Raw genomic sequence first — 19,568 nt, forward strand, 5'->3', positions numbered from 1 at the left:
CGCCAAACAGAGGGTTAACGCATGTCAGAACTGCCGGGGATCGTGATTGCGGGTGCATCGGGGCGCATGGGCCAGATGCTGATCCGGTCTGTGCTGGACGATGACAGGATGCGGCTGGTGGGCGCGCTTGAACGTCCCGGTCACGATTGGGTGGGCCGTGACGTGGGCGAGGCGATGGGTGGTGCTCCCTTAGGTGTGCAAGTCTATGACGACGCGCTAGAACCTATGGCACGTGCCCAGGCCGTAATCGACTTCACCGCGCCCGAGGCCACCATTGCGCTGAGCCATGTGGCCGCCCAGGCCCGCGCGGCGCACATCATCGGCACAACCGGCATGACAGAGGCGCAGATCGCGCAGCTTGAACCAGCCTCACGTCACTGTGCCATCGTGCGCGCAGGTAATATGAGCCTTGGGGTTAACCTGCTGGTGCAACTGACCAAACAGGTCGCCGCCGCACTGGACGAGGATTTCGATATCGAAGTGATTGAGGCGCACCATCACCACAAGGTTGATGCCCCATCCGGAACGGCTTTGATGCTGGGCGAGGCTGCTGCCGAAGGGCGCGGGGTGGTCCTGAACGCGGTCAAGGATGCGGCCCGTGACGGGATCACCGGTGCGCGCACCCGTGGCCATATCGGCTTTTCCAACATTCGTGGTGGGGACATCGTGGGCGAACATGATGTGCTGTTTGCCGGGCAGGGCGAGCGGATCGTGCTGCGCCACATGGCGACTGACCGCGCGCTCTTTGCGAAAGGCGCGCTCAAGGCCGCATTGTGGGCGCAAGGGCAGGCTCCGGGCGAATACGACATGCTGGATGTGCTGGGCCTCAAGCGCTGACCCGCGCGCCCGCGTCGAAAATTTTCCCACGGTGAGTGAACCAAACCGCTCGGTCGCGCGTAAGTCTTGATAGACCTACTGCTAGTCACCGGGAAACACTCCATGCGTTCACTTGCTTTTGCCGCTGTTGCTGCCCTGCTTGCCGGGCCCGCCTTTGCTGAACTGGTAAAGGTCGAGGATCAACGTCAGTTCGTCGAGTTGACGGCAGGCAAGACGCTGACGCGCCCCATGGTCAAACTGACGGTGACGCCGGATGGGCAGATCGAAGGGCGCGGCTCACTCTGGGATATCGAGGGTAGCTGGTCCTGGCAGGACGGCTATTTCTGCCGTGACCTGTTCTGGGGTGGCGATGCGCTTGGCTATAATTGCCAGCAGGTTCAAGCCTCGGCCGATGGTCGCATTAAGTTTACTTCCGACCGTGGTACGGGCGACAGCGCAATGTTCACTCTCCGCTAAGCGGCGTTTGCAGGTAACAGCCTGAACGGTACAGTGCCTCAACGTAGCTTTGAGGACCCACATGACACATGACGAGACCATCGCGACGATTGCCGATGCGTTGCGCGATGCACGCGGTGTGCGGGGCCTGTTCCTGAGCGGCAGCTATGGAAATGGCCTGGCGGATCAGTACAGCGACATCGATTTCGTGCTGGTCGCGGATGAGGGCGCAAGCGAAGCGGTCGCCGCTCTCTGGCGATCGGCCGTCGAACGGACGGGAGAGATCGTGCTTTGGTGGGATCGCACGACAGTGCCCGTCCTGATCAACGCAATCACGGCGGATTGGACGCGCACGGACGTCATTCTGCTCAAGCCCGAACAGATGGGCCATCATACCCAAGCGGCGCTGAAGCCAGTCTTTGACCATGACGACATCTATGCCGGTCTGAATGATGCGTCCCCGCCCGCCCAGCCAAACCTCAGGAAATTCCGCTATCAGGTCGAAGAGTTCATTCGCATTCTTGGGCTGCTGCATCTGGCGGAGGGGCGCAAGGAATACATCAACGGCGTGCTTGGCGTCTTTCATCTGCGCAACTTGCTGGTGGAATTGATGATCGACGAAACCAGCGCACCCAATCGAGGCGGCATATTGCACCTCAACCGGTTGATCACCGATGCGCAAAAGAAGGTTTTGACCGGCTTGCCCCCTGCCGTGCCCACCCGCGCGGCCATGATCGAGGCGCATATGGCCTACGCCGCGGCCTATCTGCCTCGCGCCCGCAAACGGGCGGATGCGTTAGGCATAGACTGGCCGGACCGGTTCGAAGAGGTGACATGGGCCAAGCTGGGCGCAACGCTTGACCTTGTTCGACCGTATTAAGCGCGGTTCTCAGAAGTCGACCGCAAGCCCCTTCTTTTCCCAATCGCCATAACGCACGGGCTCTGGCCCCTCGCGCCCGCCCAACTCTGTCGGCAGGTCAAGGCCCTTGTCGGCCTTGCGCCGTGCCTCTGCTTCGGCAAGGGCGCGTTTGGCGGCGGGGGGCAGGTCTGGATCATCTGACATGGCGGGTTCCTCTTGCGGCTTGCCCTTGATATACGCCCGTTTCCGATCCCGGCAAGCGGGTGCGGCATCATCATTCGAGGACGTTCATGAGCGATATTGGCCTGCCTGCCCGGCGCAGCGCGATCTTTCTGCTGGATCAGATCATCGGCGAGGGCAAGCTGATGAGTGAGTTGATCGGATCGGGTGTGCTGGATCGGCTGGACCCTGCGGATCGTGCCCGCGCGCAACGGTTGGCGACCGAAACGCTGCGCAGCATGGAACGCGCCGACCGCATCCTGCAACGCCACTTGCAGAAATATCCCCCCTTGACTGTGCGTAACGCGCTGCGGGTCGGCACGGTTGAACTTTGTCAGGGCGAGGCCGCGCATGGCGTGGTGAACGCGATGGTCGGTCTGATTTCCAAACACAAGCGCTATGGCCACCTCAAGGGGCTCGTGAATGCGGTCTTGCGCAAGGTGGCCGACAAAGGCCCCGAGCAGTGGCCAAATCTGCGCACACCGCGCTTGCCCAAATGGCTGCGTGGCCCGCTGGTCGAGGCTTGGGGTGGCGAGACAGTCCTGGGAATCGAGGCAGGACATTATGCGGCGGTGCCGTTGGACTTGACGCCCAAGGCGGATGCCACGGCTGTGGCGAAAGCGACCGGCGGCACCGTGTTGCCCACCGGATCCGTGCGGCTGACGGAGGCGGGGCAGGTGTCAAACCTCCCGGGGTTCACCTCAGGCGACTGGTGGGTGCAAGACGCTGCCGCGGCGATCCCGGCGCGTGTTCTGGATGTAAAACCGGGGGAGAAGGTGCTTGATCTATGCGCCGCGCCGGGGGGCAAGACGATGCAATTGGCCGCGACGGATGCGGATGTCACGGCGGTCGATATCTCCAACGGGCGGATGGAGCGTGTGGCGCAGAACCTTGTGCGCACCCAGCTTTCGGCGACAACCCGAGTGGCGGATGTGTTTGACCTCACGGGCCAATACGATGCGATCCTGCTGGATGCGCCCTGTTCGGCCACGGGGACGATCCGCCGCCACCCCGACTTGCCATTCGCCAAGGATGGGTCTGAATTTGGAATGCTGATCGAGTTGCAGGGGCGTATGCTCGATCACGCGCTGACCCTGCTGAAACCCGGTGGACGGATGGTGTTTTGCACCTGTTCCCTGCTGCCGGACGAGGGCGAAGTGCAGATCGAAGAGGCGCTGGCCCGCCATCCGGACCTGTCTGTTGATCGCGCGGCGCTGGATGTGCCCGGTGTGGACCCCGCATGGATCACCGAAGAGGGTGGCCTGCGCTTGCGTCCGGACCTATGGGCGGAACTTGGCCACATGGACGGGTTTTACGTCGCGGCCCTGCAGAAATCCTGACCAGATCGCGTGACTTGAAGGCGGCCCGGGGCTAGAGTGTGCCCAAACGGCGCTTAAAGACGCATCAAGGCAGGCAGTATGACGATCCCGAATGGGTTTTCCGCACGAAAAGCCCGGTTTTTGAACCGTTGGCATGCGCGTCGCGCTACGCGGGCCAAAGCGGCGACTGCATTTGTGTCCTCGCCCGAACCGCGCACCATCGGCAGCTTTGCCAAGGGGCGGCAGTTGGTGGCCGGCAATTACCTGTTTGCAGGTGCCTTGATCGAAGCGCCCGGCGTGGATTTATGGGACGTGACCGCACCTGACCAACGGTTCGAGGATGCACTGCACGGTTTTGCGTGGATGGATGATCTGGCGGCGGTAGGCGATGCCTCGACCCGGCAGGCCGCACAACGCTGGCTTTGGGGTTGGATTGATCGCTATGGACGTGGGCGTGGCCCGGGCTGGACGCCGGACCTGACGGGCCGCCGCCTGATCCGCTGGATCAACCACGCGCTGTTTGTCCTGCGCGGCAATGATGCGCCCGAGGGGGCCGCGTTCTTTCAGTCATTGGCGCAGCAAACGCAATTTCTGTCGAAACGCTGGCATGCGGCCGCCCCCGGATTGCCCCGGTTCGAGGCACTGACCGGCCTGATTTATGCGGGTCTGTCGCTGGAAGGGATGGAGGGGTTGGCCCCACCTGCCGTCGCTGCGCTGGCGCGCGAATGTCGTCAGCAGATCGATGATCAAGGGGGGCTGCCCACACGCAATCCCGAAGAATTACTTGAGGTCTTCACGCTGCTCACTTGGGCCGCTGCTGCCCTTACCGAAGCCGAACAGTTCCCGCCCGAGGCGCATCTGGCCGCGATTGAGCGGATTGCGCCCACATTGCGCACCTTGCGCCATTCCGATGGCAGCCTCGCGCGCTTTCATGGCGGTGGGCGCGGGCAGGAAGGGTGGCTTGATCACGCGCTGGCCGCCTCTGGGATCAAGACCCGGCAAGCCGATGGCTTGTCGATGGGCTATGCCCGCCTGAGTGCGGGGCGCACCAGTGTCATTATCGACGCGGCCAAACCGCCCGCCCCTGTGGCAAGCTATAACGCCCATGCCTCGACCCTTGCGTTCGAGCTGACCTCGGGCAGACGGCCCCTGATCGTGAATTGCGGGTCCGGTGCCAGCTTTGGGTCGGAATGGCGCCGTGCGGGGCGGGCCACGCCGTCACACTCTGCCCTGTCGCTGGATGGATATTCGAGCGCCCGGCTTGGGGATGCGGACCGCGCCACATCGCGCGAAGCCCTTATCGACGCGCCCACACATGTGCCGATCGAGGTCAGCCACGCCTCGGACGGGTTGCGGTTTCAGGGAGGGCACAACGGCTATATCCGAACCCACGGCCTGACCCACGCGCGCCAGCTTGAACTGACCTTTGATGGGCGCGGCATGGCGGGCGAAGATATGCTGCTGGCCCTTGAGGACGTGGAAAAGCAAACCTTTGACAAAGTGATGGACGCCAAGCAACTGGCGGGCATCCCGTTCGACATCCGGTTCCATCTGCACCCCGAGGTGGATGCAGAGCTCGACATGGGCGGCTCTGCGATTTCAATGGCGCTCAAAAGCGGGGAGATTTGGGTGTTTCGCCATGACGGCACGCGCGATTTGTCTCTGGAGCCAAGTGTTTATCTGGAAAAGGGCCGCCTGAAACCGCGCGCCAGCCAGCAGATCGTGCTCAGCGGGCGGGCCATGGATCACGGCACGCGGGTGCGCTGGTCCTTGTCCAAAGCCCAAGAAACTGCCATGGGCATTCGCGATCTGAACCGGGACGAGCCGGGCGAAACATACGATTGAAGGACTGCTGCCGATATGACCGATCTGAGCCCCGTGCGCCGCGCGCTGATTTCTGTTTCTGACAAGACCGGGTTGATCGAATTCGCCAAGGCATTGGCCGGGCATGGGGTTGCATTGCTGAGCACGGGGGGCACGGCTTCGACGCTGCGCGCGGCTGGATTGAGTGTGCAGGATGTCAGCGACGTCACCGGCTTTCCCGAGATGATGGACGGTCGGGTCAAGACGCTGCACCCGGTCGTTCATGGTGGTCTGTTGGCCCTGCGCGACAATGACGATCACTTGGCAGCCATGGACCAGCACGGGATCGACCCAATCGATCTGGTCGTCGTAAACCTGTACCCTTTCGAGGAAACAGTGGCCAAGGGTGCCGCTTATGGCGATGTGATCGAGAATATCGACATTGGGGGCCCCGCGATGATCCGCTCGGCGGCCAAGAACCATGGCTTTGTGAACGTGGTGGTGGATGTGGCCGATTATGACGCGGTGCTGGACGAGATGTCCGCACATGGTGGCCAGACGACGTATGCTCTGCGTCAGCGCCTTGCCCAGACCGCCTATGCGCGCACGGCGGCTTATGACACGGCCGTCAGCACGTGGATGGCGGCCCAGGTGCCCGGCACCCCACGCCGCCGCGCTTTCGCGGGGACCTTGGCCCAAACGCTGCGCTATGGCGAGAACCCGCATCAGGCGGCGACGTTCTATACCGATGGCTCGGCCAGGCCTGGTGTGGCCACCGCCAAACAGCATCAGGGCAAGGAGCTGTCCTATAACAACATCAACGACACCGACGCGGCATTCGAGCTGATCAGCGAATTTGCGGGTCAGGGGCCGGCCTGCGCGATCATCAAGCACGCCAATCCTTGCGGTGTGGCAACCGGCGCGACACTGGCCGAGGCCTACACCCGCGCCTTTGATTGCGACCGCACCAGCGCTTTTGGGGGTATCATCGCGCTGAACCACCCGCTTGATGCTGAAACGGCGCAGGCCATCACCGGCATCTTTACAGAAGTGGTGATTGCGCCCGGCGCAGATGCCGAGGCCGTCGGTATTTTTAGTCAAAAGAAAAATTTGCGTTTGCTCACCACCGACACGTTGGGCGACCCGGCGCAGGCGGCTTTGGCTGTGAAACAAGTCGCTGGCGGTTTTCTCGTGCAGGACAAGGATGTGGGACGGATCACGGCGGATGATCTGAAGGTGGTGACGAAACGTCAGCCATCCGATCAGGAACTTGCGGACCTGTTGTTTGCCTGGACCGTGGCCAAGCACGTCAAATCCAACGCGATCATTTACGTCAAGGACGGTGCGACCGTCGGCGTCGGCGCGGGACAGATGAGCCGGGTGGACAGCACACGCATTGCCGCACGTAAGGCGCAGGATATGGCCGAAGCGATGGGCCTGCCCGCCCCGCTGACCCAAGGGTCGGTCGTGGCGTCCGATGCATTTTTCCCCTTTGCGGACGGTCTTGTCGCAGCGGCAGAGGCCGGGGCAACGGCGCTTATCCAACCGGGTGGGTCGATGCGTGATGATGAGGTGATTGCGGCGGCGGATGAGGCGGGGCTTGCTATGGTCTTTACCGGCATGCGCCATTTCCGGCATTAAGCGCAGATGAAAGTGTTGTGGATATCGGCGGTCATCGCCTTCGTGCTGGATCAGGCGTCGAAATATTACGTGATCCATGTGCTTGGCGTGTCGCAAACCAACCCCATAGATGTGCTGCCGCCCTTACTGAACTTCCGATATGGCGAGAACCGGGGGATCAACTTCGGACTTGGGGACGGGATCAGCGTTTGGCTGCTGATCGCGATCGCCATTGTCATTTGCGTCGGTGTGCTTTGGTGGATGTGGCGGCACCCGCAAGGGCGTTTGGCTAACGCCTCCGCTGGATTGCTGATTGGCGGAGCGCTGGCGAATGTGCTCGACAGAGGGCTTTATGGCTACGTCCTTGATTTTCTGAACATGTCGTGTTGCGGGATCAACAACCCGTTTGTGTTCAACGTGGCGGATATCTTTATTTTCGCGGGGGCTATCGGCCTTGTGTTCTTTGCCAAAGAGGACAAGCCGCGTAAAAAGGGCACGTGACAAGCCGGGCCAAGCTGCGATAATGAGCGCGGGGAAAAGAGGAGACAAGTGGATGCGTTTGATCGCTGGGGCCTTGATAGCCATGACTTGCCTTGCCGCCTGTGCGGATAAGGGGTTGCGTCAGGTGATCTCACGCGGGGATGGCCCGGATGAGTTCATCATCGTGCCTGCCAAACCTCTTGAACAGCCGGAGAGCTTCTCGGCGCTGCCACCCCCGACACCGGGCAGCTTTAACCGCGTCGATCAGCGCCCCCTCGAAGAGAGCGTGGCCCAACTGGGCGGGCAGCGAAGCTCACCCAATGCGCCGGTTCCGGGCAGCGATGCCGCACTGGTCAACCATGCAAGTCGCTTTGGGCGCGAGGCCAATATCCGCGCCACGCTGGCCGAGGCTGATGCGAAGTTCCGCAAACGCTCTGCCCGGTTGACGCGGATTCGGATTGTGCGCGAAGACTTCTACAATCAGGCCTATCGTCGCGAGGCACTGAATGCCAAGCGCACGGCCGAGCAGTATCGACGTGCAGGTGTGCCGACACCAGCGGCCCCGCCGAACTGATCCCAAATCAGGCCTGATCTCACAAAGCCGCCAGCGTGGCTTGATCCTGTGCGCGGTTGGCGTATCTGTTATTCCAACCCACCCTAAGTCAGGAACAGCCATGCCCCGTTTGCGCGCCGCCCTTGCAGGGCTTGCTTTGACCACCATCCTGTCTGTTGCGCCGCCCCTTGCCGCTCAAGAGCGGGACGACCAGGTCACCAGTTTCGAATTGGACAATGGAATGCAGGTGGTTGTCGTCGAGGACAACCGCGCGCCCGTGGTGCAGCATATGGTCTGGTATCGGGCTGGCTCTGCGGATGAACCTGTCGGTTCGTCCGGTGTGGCGCATTTTCTGGAACACCTGCTGTTCAAGGCGACCGACACCCTTGCGGATGGCGAGTTTTCGGCGACTGTCGCGGCCAATGGGGGTCGGGACAACGCCTTTACCTCATATGATTACACCGCCTATTTCCAGCGCGTCGCCGCAGACCGGCTTGAACTGATGATGCGTATGGAAGCGGACCGGATGCGCAACATCAACTTCACCGATCAGAACGTCGCCACCGAGCGCGATGTGATCCTGGAAGAGCGCAACCAGCGCACCGACAGCAATCCACGCGCTCTGTTTTCGGAACAGATGAATGCCGCCCAATATCTGAACCACCGCTACGGCGTGCCCATCATCGGCTGGCGTCACGAGATGGAGACGCTCGACAAGGCGGATGCGCTTGGGTTCTACGATACCTATTATTACCCCAACAATGCGATCCTTGTGGTGTCCGGCGATGTGGACCCGGACGAGGTCAAGGCGCTGGCCGAAACCTACTATGGGGTGATCCCCGCCAACCCGGATCTGCCCGAGCGGATGCGATCTGCCGAACCACCCCAAACCGCCGAGCGTCGTTTGGTCTACCGCGATGCGCGCGTGGCCCAATCCTATGTCAGCCGGTCCTACCTTGCCCCTGAACGGGATCCTGGTGATCAGACGGCGGCTGCGGCGCTGACCTTGCTGGCCGAGGTTCTGGGCGGTGGGCAGACCAGCTACCTGACCGAAAAGTTGCAGTTCGAAGAGCAAAAGGCCGTGTTCTCCGGCGCGTTCTATCGGGGCACGACGCTGGATGACACAACCTTTGATGTGGTGATCGTGCCGGTGCCGGGCCTGTCACTGGAAGACGCGGAGGCGGCGATGGACGCCACGCTGGCGAGCTTTCTTGAGGACGGGGTGGATAAAGAAGCGCTTGAGCGGATCAAGTATCAGCTGCGCGCGAGCGAAATCTACGCCCGTGACAATGTCGACAGTACGGCGCGCCGTTATGGGGCGGCGATGTCCGTTGGTCTGACGGTCGAGGATATTCAGGCTTGGCCCGATGTGTTGCAGGCGGTCACCGCTGACGACATCATGGATGCCGCCCGCATGGTATTGAACCGGGACGCGTCGGTGACGGGCTGGCTGACACGCCCCGAAGGTGAGGTGACCCAATGATCCGTTTTGCAGTGGCCCGTCTGATGGGCGGCTTGTTCATTGCGCTGGTGGCGACACTGCCTGCCCGGGCCGCAGTGCAGATCGAGGAAGTCCTTAGCCCCGGTGGCATCACCGCGTGGCTGGTTCAGGAACCCTCGATCCCGTTCATGGCGCTTGAGTTGCGGTTTCGCGGCGGGGCTTCGCTGGATGCGCCGGGCAAGCGTGGGGCGATCAACCTCATGACCGGCCTGCTCGAAGAGGGGGCTGGTGACCTAGATGCGCGCGCCTTTGCACGTGAATTGGAAAGCCTTGCGGCCTCTTTCGGCTATGACATTGGCAATGATGCCTTGTCCGTGTCGGCCAGTTTCCTGACGGAGAACCGGGCCGAGGCGGTTGAGTTGCTGCGCAAGTCGATCAGCGAGCCGCGCTTTGATGAGGTTGCATTGGAGCGGGTGCGTGAGCAGGTTCTGACCGGGCTGCGCTCGGACGCAAAGGACCCCGCCAAGATCGCGCGCACCACTTTTGATGCGATGGCCTATGGCGACCATCCTTACGGATCGCCCTATCGCGGCACGATCGAGAGTGTGACCGCGTTGACCCGCGCCGACATGCTGGACGCGCACGCGGCTGTTTTCGCCAAGGACCGCCTTTATGTTGGCGTTGTGGGGGACATTACCCCTGCGGAACTCGGTCCTTTGCTGGACACCCTTTTGGGGGCATTGCCTGACACGGGCGCACCCCAGCCCGGCCCGGCGAACATCCAGATCAAAGGCGGTACAACCGTGGTGCCCTTTGACACGCCGCAGTCCGTTGCTATTTTTGGCCAGCGTGGGATCGAACAGGACGATCCGGATTTCTTTGCGGCACGTGTGTTGAACCAGGTTCTGGGTGCGGGCGGGTTTGAAAGCCGCCTGATGACTGAGGTGCGCGAAAAGCGTGGCCTGACCTATGGCGTGTCGTCCTTTCTGATACCGCAAGACCACGCCGCGACCTTGCAGGGGCAGGTTGCTTCGGCCAATGAGCGCGTGGCCGAAGCGGTGTCGGTGATCCGCGATGAGTGGGCGCGGGCGGCAGCAGAGGGCGTGACCCAGGCCGAATTGGATGCGGCCAAGACTTTTGTGACGGGTGCCTATCCACTGCGCTTTGACGGCAACGCCCCTATTGCGCGTATCATGGTCGGTATGCAAATGCTGGGCTTGCCCATTGACTACATCGCCACCCGCAATGAGAAGGTCGAGGCCGTCACTCTGGACGACGTCAAGCGCATTGCGGCAGAGCTGCTCGACCCTGAAGGGTTGCATTTTGTGGTCGTTGGTCAGCCTGACGGCCTTGAGAGTTCGGTCGCCAATTAAGTGCTGCGCGCACGCAATGATTTAGGGGGCTCTGCCCCCGCCCTGCGGGCTCCCCCGAGGTATTTTTGGTCAAGAGAAGGGCTATTCGCCGTAAGGCACCCAGACGGTTTTGATGTCTGTGGCGGCTTGGAGGAACGTTTTGCCTTGGCCTGCATCCCCCATCCAGTCGCGAGCATATCCGTTATCGACCCATGTCCGTTTCAGGTTACCTGCTGCGCCGTGTTCAATCACCTTGGACAGGTCGCCGCCGGAAAAACACCAGACTGCATCGATGTTGAGGTGTTTGGCCATGTGGGATGCGACGTCACTGTGATCGCCGGTCAGGATGTTGACCACACCCGCTGGCACGTCCGAGGTTTCGAGGACCTGGTAGAAATCAGTGGCGGCCAGCGGGAAGGGTTGAGAGGCGCTGAGGATGCAGCGGTTGCCCATCGCGATGGCAGGGGCCATGCAGGAGATCAACCCGAGCAGCGGGGCCTCGTCCGGGCAAAGTGCTGCGATGATGCCGGTTGGTTCGTTCATCGCCAAGGCAACGCCGCGCAATGGTACGCCCTTGACCGCCCCGTCAAATTTGTCGGCCCATGCAGCATACGTGAACAGCCGCTCGATGCTGGTTTGGACCTCTTTGTCCCCTGACCGTCCGCCCGTCAGCGCATTGATCCGTGCTGCGAATTCGTCACTGCGCGCGGATAGGTTTTCCGCGATGTAGTAGAGGATTTGTGCGCGCAAGTGCCCTGTGGTTTTGCCCCAACCCTTGGCGGCTTGCGCGGCTTCGACGGCGTTGCGCAGGTCCTTTCGGTTGGCGAGGCTGCATTGGCCCAGAAGTGCGCCGTTCTTGCCATAGACGTTGCATGAATAGCCCCCGTCGGGCCGCGCCTGCTTGCCGCCGATATAGAGCTTTGCAGTGCGGTCCAGCGGATCGGTTGGTGTGTCGTCCCCGCTGAAGGCGGCAATGGCCTTGGCGGGTTTGGGTGTCGCTCTGGGCTTGGTGTAGGCCGTCAGCCCTTCCCATCCGCCTTCGCGCCCAAAGCCGCTTTCGCGCATTCCGCCAAAGCCTGCGGCGGCGTCCATCAGGTTTGTCGCATTGACCCACACGATCCCCGCGGCGAGTTGCGGCGCGATATCGAGGGCGAGGTTGACGTTCTCGCTCCAGACGGTGGCGGCCAGTCCGTAGCGGGTGTTATTGGCCAGTTCCACCGCTTCGGCAGGGGTGCGGAATGTGGTGGAGACGAGAACGGGGCCAAATATTTCCTCCTGCATCAACGTGTCGGCGCTGTGCAGCCCTGTGATCAGCGTCGGGGGATAAAAGCTGCCTTGCGCGGGCAGGGCCGTCTGGGCTTGATACATGTCGCCCGCGCTGTTTTCGGTGACCAGTTTGCTGATCGCGTCGAGTTGGACGGGGTCCACAATCGCGCCGATGTCGATACTTTTATCAAGTGGGTCGCCAATGCGTAGTTTGTCCATGCGGGCACGCAGTTTGGCGTAGAATGCATCGGCCACAGGTTCATGCACCAGCAGGCGCGAACCTGCGCAGCAGACCTGTCCCTGATTGAACCAGATCGCGTCCACCAGCCCCTCGACAGCTGAATCCAGATCAGCGTCGTCGAACACGATGTAGGGGGATTTGCCGCCCAGTTCGAGTGTTAGCGCCTTGCCTGTGCCTGCGGTCGCTTCGCGGATGCGGCGACCCACAGCGGTCGAGCCAGTGAAGGCAATCTTGTCCACGTCCGCGTCCACGATCATCTCGCCCACGGCCCCGTCGCCGGTGACGATGTTGACGACCCCTTTGGGCACACCTGCCTGGCGGCAGATATCGGCAAAGAGCAGCGCGGTGAGTGAGGTGTATTCGGCGGGTTTCAGGACGACCGTGTTACCCATGGCGAGCGCAGGCGCGATTTTCCACGCAAGCATCAGCAGCGGGAAGTTCCACGGAATGATCTGCCCGCAAACGCCAAGGGGCGCGCGATCAGGCAGTTCGGTCTCCATCAGCTGCGCCATGCCCGCGTGATAGTAGAAATGGCGTTGAGCGAGGGGGACGTCGATGTCGCGGCTTTCGCGGATCGGCTTACCGTTGTCGAGCGTTTCGAGGACCGCAAAGAGGCGGCTGTGTTTCTGCAGGAGGCGGGCGATGGCATAAAGAACCCGCGCGCGCGCATGGCCTCCGGATTTGGCCCATTTGGGTTGCGCCGCACGGGCCGCCTTGACGGCAGCGTCCACATCCGACTGCGTGGCCTGACTGAGCGTCGCGAGCACCTCGTCGGTGGCCGGATTGCGGCTTTCGAAGTCTTTCGTTGGCTTTGTGAAGGCCCCGTTGATGAAGTGCCCAAAGTTTGCGCCCTGATCCACGATCCATGCCAATGCGTCACCTGCGGCCTCAGGGGCGGGGCCATATTCCATCGTCTCGAAGATGTCTTTGACGGTCATGTGGGGTCTCCTGATGGGGCGCAGCCTGCGGGGTTGAACACCCGCTTGGTCGAGGCCGGGAATTTGGCGAGGGCGTTGGCAGGTCGGATGGGACGGGGCGCAAAACCGCCCCCGCAGTTGGGGCAAGTGCCGTTCAACCTGTCCGCGACACAGGGCGCGCAGAAAGTGCATTCAAAGGTGCAGATCATCGCGACCGTGCTGTCGGGTGGCAGGTCGCGGTCACAGCATTCGCAATTGGGGCGCAAATCCAGCATCGCCCTATCCGATCGGATGCCGATACCCGGCGGAATAGGCACCGGTCAGGTGGTGTTCAAGCTGGCGTTCGATATCGCCAAGCAGGGATGAGGCCCCGAACCGGAACAGATCGGGCATCAGCCAGCGATCCCCCAACTCTTCCTTGATGAGCGACAGGTACACCAGCGCGTCCTTGGCCTTGGAAATCCCGCCAGCGGGTTTGTAGCCCACCCGATATCCCGTCGCCTCGAAATAGTCGCGGATCGCGCGGATCATCACCAGGCTGACGGGCAGGGTCGCGTTCACGCTTTCCTTGCCGGTCGAGGTCTTGATGAAATCCGCGCCCGCCATCATGCACACAAGCGAGGCGCGCGCGACATTGCGCAAGCTGCCAAGCTCGCCCGTGGCCAGGATGGCCTTGACGTGAGCATGCCCGCAAGCTTCGCGCATTTCGGCCATTTCATCAAAAAGCGCCTGCCAGTTCCCTTCGAGAACGTGACGGCGCGAGATCACGATATCGATTTCTTCCGCCCCTGCGGCCACGCTTTCGCGCACCTCCTGAATGCGAAGGCGGAAGGGTGTCAGTCCGGCAGGAAACCCGGTGGATACAGCGGCCACAGGAATGCCTGACCCTTTCAGTGCGGTCACGGCGGCGGGGATCATCTCGTGATAAACGCAGACCGCGCCGGTTGTGAGGTCCGGCATGCCAAGCGCCTCAAGCATCTGCGCGCTTACAGGTTGGCGCGCCTTGGCACAGAGCCGCCCGACGCGGCGCACCGTGTCATCGCCCGATAGGGTTGTGAGATCAATCAGGCTGACGGCTTTCAGCAACCAAGCGGCCTGATGATCCTTCTTGATCGACCGTCGCCCCGGCAGTGTTGCGCAGCGCCGTTCGATCGCCGAGGTGTTGGCCTGCACGCGTCGCACCCAGTCCATATCCAGCGCCATGCCGGGATTGCGCGGCTCGGTCACTTGCGGCAATTGGGCGGTGCCCGTCTGCGTGGTGTTGGTTGGTGTCTTGTGCATGGGAAGGATCCTCTCGGACGATGCAGGTATCCGAAGTGGCATGGCCTGCGTCATTTGGCAAGCGGTGCCGCGGCGGCGCGGGCTGGCCTGGGCCGACATCTTCCACCAGTAGAGCACACCGTAGTGTGATTGCGAGTCATTCGCATTCTCATTGACTTTCTGCGAATGACTCTCATATTCATTCCCATGACGCACAACTTACCCCTTTACCCGTCTAGGCGCGCCGTCTTGGCCGGGCTATCGGCCTTAGCGGCAACGCCTGCCTTTGCGGCCTCCAAGCTGAACATCGTCGCCACGACCGGTATGATTGCAGACCTCGTGCGCAGCATTGGCGGCACAGGTGTTGAGGTCGAAGGGCTAATGGGCGCAGGCGTTGACCCGCACGCCTATCGTCAGACCCGCAGCGATATTGTGGCCATGACCCGCGCGGATGCGGTCATGTGGCATGGCTTGTATCTCGAGGCACAGATGGAGGCGTTCTTTGAAGATCTGGGCCGCCAGCGCCCGGTCCGCGCGATTGCCGCGACGGTGGACAAGGATCGCCTGCTTGCTCACGAGGATTATCAGGGGCGCTATGACCCGCATATCTGGATGGACCCCGATCTTTGGGTGGAATGTGTCCCTGCGGTCGTGCAGGCGCTGAGTGCTTTGCGCCCGAAGGGCAAGGCGATGTTCGAGGACAATGCAGCACAGTTTGTGGCCGAGGCGCAGGTGTTGCAGGGATACGCGCGGGACACGCTGGCTGAGGTTCCGGCCGAGCGGCGCGTGCTGCTGACTGCCCATGATGCGTTTGGTTATTTCGGGGCGGCCTATGACTTTGAAGTGCTCGGCATTCAGGGCATTTCCACCGAAAGCGAAGCGGGCCTGAACCGCATCAGCACATTGGTGGACACGCTGGTGGAGCGCCAATTGCCTGCGGTGTTTGTGGAAACCTCGGTTTCTGATCGCAACATTCGCGCCCTTGTCGAAGGGGCTGCGGCCCGCGGCCACACCGTCGCCATTGGCGGCTCGCTGTTTTCGGACGCGATGGGGCCGGATGGCACCTATGAGGGCACATGGCTGGGCATGATCGACCACAACGTCACCACAATCGCCCGCGCGCTGGGCGCTGATGTGCCCGCAACGGGCCGATTGGGCAAACTCAAGGGGGCGGCATGAGCATTTCGCTGGTAACAGATCGGACCGCATCGGACGAAGACGCGCGGATGGCCAGCCCTCTGGCGATCCGTGGCATGACCGTCTCCTACGGGCAAACCCCGGCGGTGTTTTCGGTGGATGTGACCGTGCGTGCCGGTTCCATGACTGCGATTGTGGGGCCGAACGGAGCGGGTAAATCAACATTGCTCAAGGCCGCCTTGCAGGTGATCAAACCGCTTGCGGGTACGGTGAGCGTCTTTGGCAAACCACTGGCCCAGATGCGCGACCGGATCGCCTATGTGCCGCAGCGCGCCAGCGTCGATTGGGATTTCCCGACCCGTGTGATCGATGTGGTCACGATGGGCATGTACCGCCAGCTGGGTTTGCTGGGTCGGGTGCGGAGCCATCACCGCGCGGCGGCCATGGCAAGTTTGACCCGCGTGGGCATGGCCGACTTTGCGACCCGTCAGATCGGACAATTGTCAGGGGGGCAGCAACAGCGTGTTTTCCTCGCCCGCGCCTTGGCGCAAGAGGCGGAGATCTATGTGCTGGATGAACCCTTTGCCGGGGTCGATGCGGCCACCGAAAAGGCGATCATCGCTGTGCTGAAAGAACTGCGCGATGCGGGCCGCACCGTGCTGGCTGTGCACCACGATCTTGCCACTGTGCCCGAGTATTTTGACGACGTCGTGTTGCTGAACACCCAAGTGGTTGCGGCAGGGCCTGTTGAAGAGGTGTTCACGGATGCCAATCTGCACGCGACCTATGGCGGCCGTCTGACTACCGCGCGCATTGATCCCGAAAGCGTGGCAGGCTAGCCCATGTTGGCCGATGCGCTGCTGTTGCAGCTTGGCTATAACGCGACCCTCGTGACGATTGGTGCCTGTCTGTTGGGCATTGCCGCGGGCGTGGCCGGCACCTTCCTTTTTCTACGCAAACGTGCGCTGGTCAGTGACGCCATCAGCCACGCGACATTGCCGGGCGTCGGGCTGGCCTTCATCCTCATGGTTGGGATGGGCGGTGATGGGCGATCCTTGTTGGGACTGCTTGTGGGTGCTGGAATTTCAGCGGCCATCGGGCTGCTTTGCGTGCATTGGCTGACAACCCGCACCCGACTGGGCGAAGACGCGGCGATCGGTGCCGTCCTGTCAGTCTTCTTCGGCTTTGGTATCGTCATCCTGACCATCATTCAGACCATGAACGCGGGCCGTCAGGCGGGGCTGGAAGGGTTTTTGCTTGGCTCGACCGCAGGCATGTTGCGCGGCGATGCGATCTTGCTGGCCGTGTCGGCGGCGCTGGTGCTGGTGTTGGTGCTGATCCTGCGCCGACCGCTGGAACTGGCCGCGTTTGATCCCGGCTATGCCCAAGCGACGGGCTGGTCGATGGGCCGGATTGATCTGGCGATGATGGGGATTGTTCTGGTGGTCACGGTGGTGGGCCTCAAGGTGGTCGGCCTGATCCTGATCGTTGCACTTTTGATTGTGCCTGCGGTCACCGCGCGGTTCTGGACCGAGCGGGCGGGTCACGTGGTGATCATAGCCGGGGCCGTTGGGGGCGTATCGGGCTATGTGGGGGCCGCGATGTCTGCCATCGCACCGGCCTTGCCCACCGGACCGATTGTCGTTTTGGTCGGGTTTGCGATGTTTCTGGTGTCGCTTTTGCTGTCCCCGGGGCGCGGTGTTCTGGCGTCGGTCCTGATGCACTGGCGGTATCAGCGGCGGGTCCACATGCGTCAGGGATTGCTGGCGCTGGCCCAGGGGCAACCCATCTTTGAAACGCTCACCCACCGTCTGTTGCGCCGTGCCGGTTTGATCCTGCCGGACGGTGTGCCTACAAGCGAGGGGCAGGCGGCAGCGGCCAAGGCGCTGCTGGATGAAACCCGCTGGTCCATCGTGCGCGCCGATCAAAGCTTTGCCGCGGCCGCGACCCGCTATGATGGGCTGACAGCGATTGAAACGGTGCTGACCCCGGATCAGCTGAACGAGGTCGATGCACGGATCAAAGCCCCCGAGGTGGTCGCATGATGGGGTCTGAGTTTGTCGCTCTGTCGCTGCCCCCCATTCTAATCGGGGTTTGCGTGGCCGTGGCCTGTGCGCTGCCGGGTAATTTCCTGTTGCTGCGCCGGCAGGCGTTGATCGGGGATGCAATCAGCCATGTGGTCTTGCCCGGCATCGTGGTGGCGTTTTTGCTGACCGGTGTGGTTGCGGCGGGGCCTATGTTGCTGGGGGCTGCGGGCGCGGCGGTGCTTTCGGTGATTGCCATTGATCTCATCCGACGCCTTGGCCGGATCGAGGCGGGCGCAGCCATGGGCGTCGTCTTTACGGCGATGTTTGCAGGTGGGGTTTTGCTGCTGGAACGCTCGGACACATCAAGCGTCCATTTGGATGTGGAACACGCACTGTTCGGCAACCTTGAAAGCCTGATCTGGCTGGATGCGCGGGGATGGTCGTCTTTGTTGGATCCTGCAGCACTGGCAGGCTTGCCGGTTGAATTGCCGCGCATGGCCATTGCGCTTGTGGTGGTGGCCGCATTCCTGTGGCTGTTCTGGCGACCGCTTGCCCTAGCCACTTTTGATGAAGGGTTCGCGCGAGGTCTGGGTCTTCCAACCGAGCCTTTGGGACTGGCGCTGGTGGTGGTGTCGGCCATTGCAGCGGTGGCGGCGTTCGACGCGGTGGGGTCGATCATCGTGATCGCGATGTTCATCTGTCCACCCGCTGCGGCGCGGATGATGACCAACCGGCTTGGGCATCAGGTGGCATGGTCTGCCGCTTTTGCGACCCTCTCGGCGATCATCGGCTATGTGCTGGCGGGGTATGGGCCGATCTGGATCGGTGCATCCGCGTCTGTCAGCGCGGCGGGAATGATTGCGACTGTATCTGGCGTGATACTGGGGATCGCTGCCGTGGCAGGGCCGCACCGCGACAAGGTCAGTTAGGTAAGGCGGAGGTGTCCTCCGCCCCGCTTATCCATATGTCGGATGGAACGTGCGCGCAGGCGACAGCGTGAAAATCTCGAACCCATCCTCGGTCACACCAACGGAGTGTTCGAACTGCGCTGACAGTGATTTGTCACGCGTCACAGCCGTCCAGTCATCGGACAAGGTCTTGGTCTCGGGACGGCCCAGATTGACCATCGGTTCGATGGTAAAGAACATGCCCGGCTCCAACACAGCGCCCGTGCCGGGGCGGCCATAGTGCAGCACATTGGGCGGCGCGTGGAACACACGGCCCAGCCCGTGGCCGCAGAAATCGCGGACAACCGACATCCGATGGGATTCAACGAACCCCTGAATGGCATGGCCGATATCACCAAAGGTGTTGCCGGGCTTGACCGCCTCAATGCCGCGCATCAGGGCATCATGGGTCACCTCGATCAGACGCTCTGCCTTGCGGGGCAGCTTACCTGCCACATACATCCGGCTTGTGTCGCCAAACCAGCCATCCACGATCACCGTGACGTCGATGTTCAGGATGTCGCCATCCTTCAGCACCTTGTCACCCGGGATGCCGTGGCACACGACGTGGTTCACGCTGATGCAACTGGCATGCTTGTAGCCTTTGTAGCCGATGGTCGCCGATTTGGCACCGGCCGCGTCCACCATGTCGGTGATGATCTTGTCGATGGCACCGGTCGTCTGGCCGGGGAAGACATGCACGCTCATCCCATCCAGAATTTCCGCTGCCAGCTTGCCAGCGGCATGCATTCCGGCAAAGTCGGCGGCGTCATAAATGCGGATGCCATCCTTTGTCAGACGGCCACGGCTTTCTTGATCCAATTTCGGCTCCATCGGCGAAAAATTTGGCGGCAT

General features: G+C 62.0%; 19 protein-coding genes. 14 read left to right on the forward strand and 5 right to left on the reverse strand.

What is annotated here, in order from left to right; all coding sequences use genetic code 11:
* The first annotated feature begins 21 nt into the window (after positions 1 to 21).
* From dapB to Q0908_RS17470, 3 genes are all read left to right on the forward strand, one after another.
* A complete protein-coding gene (gene dapB / locus Q0908_RS17460; protein WP_299287546.1) occupies positions 22 to 837 on the forward strand; it encodes a 4-hydroxy-tetrahydrodipicolinate reductase in 816 nt (271 codons plus the stop codon).
* A gap of 102 nt (positions 838 to 939) precedes the next feature.
* Positions 940 to 1,293: a dihydrodipicolinate reductase gene (locus Q0908_RS17465; RefSeq protein WP_299287549.1), complete on the forward strand. Its 354-nt coding sequence runs from the start codon at positions 940 to 942 to the stop codon at positions 1,291 to 1,293.
* A gap of 61 nt (positions 1,294 to 1,354) precedes the next feature.
* Positions 1,355 to 2,152, forward strand: a complete 798-nt coding sequence (locus Q0908_RS17470) for a nucleotidyltransferase domain-containing protein (RefSeq protein ID WP_299287552.1) — start codon at positions 1,355 to 1,357, stop codon at positions 2,150 to 2,152.
* A 9-nt stretch (positions 2,153 to 2,161) separates the two neighbouring features.
* Here Q0908_RS17470 and Q0908_RS17475 read toward each other — a convergent pair whose 3' ends face one another.
* Positions 2,162 to 2,335: a DUF1674 domain-containing protein gene (locus Q0908_RS17475; protein ID WP_299287555.1), complete on the reverse strand. Its 174-nt coding sequence runs from the start codon at positions 2,333 to 2,335 to the stop codon at positions 2,162 to 2,164.
* Positions 2,336 to 2,421: 86 nt separating this feature from the next.
* On the opposite strand from Q0908_RS17475, the gene Q0908_RS17480 reads away from it, so the two are divergent.
* From Q0908_RS17480 to Q0908_RS17510, 7 genes are all read left to right on the forward strand, one after another.
* Positions 2,422 to 3,690: a transcription antitermination factor NusB gene (locus Q0908_RS17480; protein ID WP_299287558.1), complete on the forward strand. Its 1,269-nt coding sequence runs from the start codon at positions 2,422 to 2,424 to the stop codon at positions 3,688 to 3,690.
* Between the two features lie 78 nt (positions 3,691 to 3,768).
* Positions 3,769 to 5,514, forward strand: coding sequence for a heparinase II/III family protein (locus Q0908_RS17485; RefSeq protein ID WP_299287560.1), 1,746 nt, complete (start codon positions 3,769 to 3,771; stop codon positions 5,512 to 5,514).
* Between the two features lie 15 nt (positions 5,515 to 5,529).
* A complete protein-coding gene (gene purH / locus Q0908_RS17490; protein ID WP_299287563.1) occupies positions 5,530 to 7,113 on the forward strand; it encodes a bifunctional phosphoribosylaminoimidazolecarboxamide formyltransferase/IMP cyclohydrolase in 1,584 nt (527 codons plus the stop codon).
* A gap of 6 nt (positions 7,114 to 7,119) precedes the next feature.
* Positions 7,120 to 7,593, forward strand: a complete 474-nt coding sequence (gene lspA / locus Q0908_RS17495; RefSeq protein WP_299287566.1) for a signal peptidase II — start codon at positions 7,120 to 7,122, stop codon at positions 7,591 to 7,593.
* A 52-nt stretch (positions 7,594 to 7,645) separates the two neighbouring features.
* A complete protein-coding gene (locus tag Q0908_RS17500) occupies positions 7,646 to 8,146 on the forward strand; it encodes a DUF3035 domain-containing protein (protein WP_299287569.1) in 501 nt (166 codons plus the stop codon).
* Between the two features lie 100 nt (positions 8,147 to 8,246).
* The gene (locus tag Q0908_RS17505) at positions 8,247 to 9,608 is read left to right on the forward strand and encodes a pitrilysin family protein (protein ID WP_299287572.1); all 1,362 of its coding nucleotides are present in this window, start codon (positions 8,247 to 8,249) and stop codon (positions 9,606 to 9,608) included.
* Between the two features lie 23 nt (positions 9,609 to 9,631).
* Positions 9,632 to 10,939, forward strand: coding sequence for a pitrilysin family protein (locus tag Q0908_RS17510; protein ID WP_299287734.1), 1,308 nt, complete (start codon positions 9,632 to 9,634; stop codon positions 10,937 to 10,939).
* Between the two features lie 81 nt (positions 10,940 to 11,020).
* Here the strand turns inward: Q0908_RS17510 and Q0908_RS17515 are convergent, their stop codons facing one another.
* The 3 genes from Q0908_RS17515 to deoC are packed head-to-tail and all read right to left on the reverse strand — an operon-like array spanning position 11,021 to position 14,623.
* Complete coding sequence (locus Q0908_RS17515; protein WP_299287575.1) at positions 11,021 to 13,363, reverse strand: aldehyde dehydrogenase family protein; 2,343 nt, start codon at positions 13,361 to 13,363, stop codon at positions 11,021 to 11,023.
* Positions 13,360 to 13,617 (reverse strand): DUF1272 domain-containing protein, encoded by a 258-nt coding sequence (locus Q0908_RS17520; RefSeq protein WP_299287578.1) that lies wholly within the window; start codon positions 13,615 to 13,617, stop codon positions 13,360 to 13,362. The genes Q0908_RS17515 and Q0908_RS17520 overlap by 4 nt, the downstream gene beginning before the upstream one ends.
* A gap of 4 nt (positions 13,618 to 13,621) precedes the next feature.
* Positions 13,622 to 14,623, reverse strand: coding sequence for a deoxyribose-phosphate aldolase (gene deoC, locus Q0908_RS17525; protein ID WP_299287581.1), 1,002 nt, complete (start codon positions 14,621 to 14,623; stop codon positions 13,622 to 13,624).
* A gap of 186 nt (positions 14,624 to 14,809) precedes the next feature.
* Here deoC and Q0908_RS17530 point away from each other — a divergent pair, with 186 nt between their 5' ends.
* Genes Q0908_RS17530 through Q0908_RS17545 form a run of 4 tightly spaced genes read left to right on the forward strand, consistent with a single transcriptional unit; the run spans position 14,810 to position 18,695 of the window.
* A complete protein-coding gene (locus Q0908_RS17530) occupies positions 14,810 to 15,781 on the forward strand; it encodes a zinc ABC transporter substrate-binding protein (RefSeq protein WP_299287737.1) in 972 nt (323 codons plus the stop codon).
* Positions 15,778 to 16,578, forward strand: a complete 801-nt coding sequence (locus tag Q0908_RS17535) for a metal ABC transporter ATP-binding protein (protein WP_299287584.1) — start codon at positions 15,778 to 15,780, stop codon at positions 16,576 to 16,578. Before Q0908_RS17530 ends, Q0908_RS17535 begins: the two co-directional genes overlap by 4 nt.
* A 3-nt stretch (positions 16,579 to 16,581) precedes the next feature.
* Positions 16,582 to 17,784 (forward strand): metal ABC transporter permease, encoded by a 1,203-nt coding sequence (locus tag Q0908_RS17540; RefSeq protein ID WP_299287587.1) that lies wholly within the window; start codon positions 16,582 to 16,584, stop codon positions 17,782 to 17,784.
* Positions 17,781 to 18,695: a metal ABC transporter permease gene (locus Q0908_RS17545; RefSeq protein WP_299287590.1), complete on the forward strand. Its 915-nt coding sequence runs from the start codon at positions 17,781 to 17,783 to the stop codon at positions 18,693 to 18,695. The genes Q0908_RS17540 and Q0908_RS17545 overlap by 4 nt, the downstream gene beginning before the upstream one ends.
* Before the next feature lie 27 nt (positions 18,696 to 18,722).
* Here the strand turns inward: Q0908_RS17545 and map are convergent, their stop codons facing one another.
* The gene (map, locus tag Q0908_RS17550; RefSeq protein ID WP_299287594.1) at positions 18,723 to 19,535 is read right to left on the reverse strand and encodes a type I methionyl aminopeptidase; all 813 of its coding nucleotides are present in this window, start codon (positions 19,533 to 19,535) and stop codon (positions 18,723 to 18,725) included.
* Positions 19,536 to 19,568: the final 33 nt, after the last annotated feature.

It is taken from the genome of uncultured Tateyamaria sp., assembly GCF_947494755.1.
Classification (GTDB): Bacteria; Pseudomonadota; Alphaproteobacteria; order Rhodobacterales; family Rhodobacteraceae; genus Tateyamaria.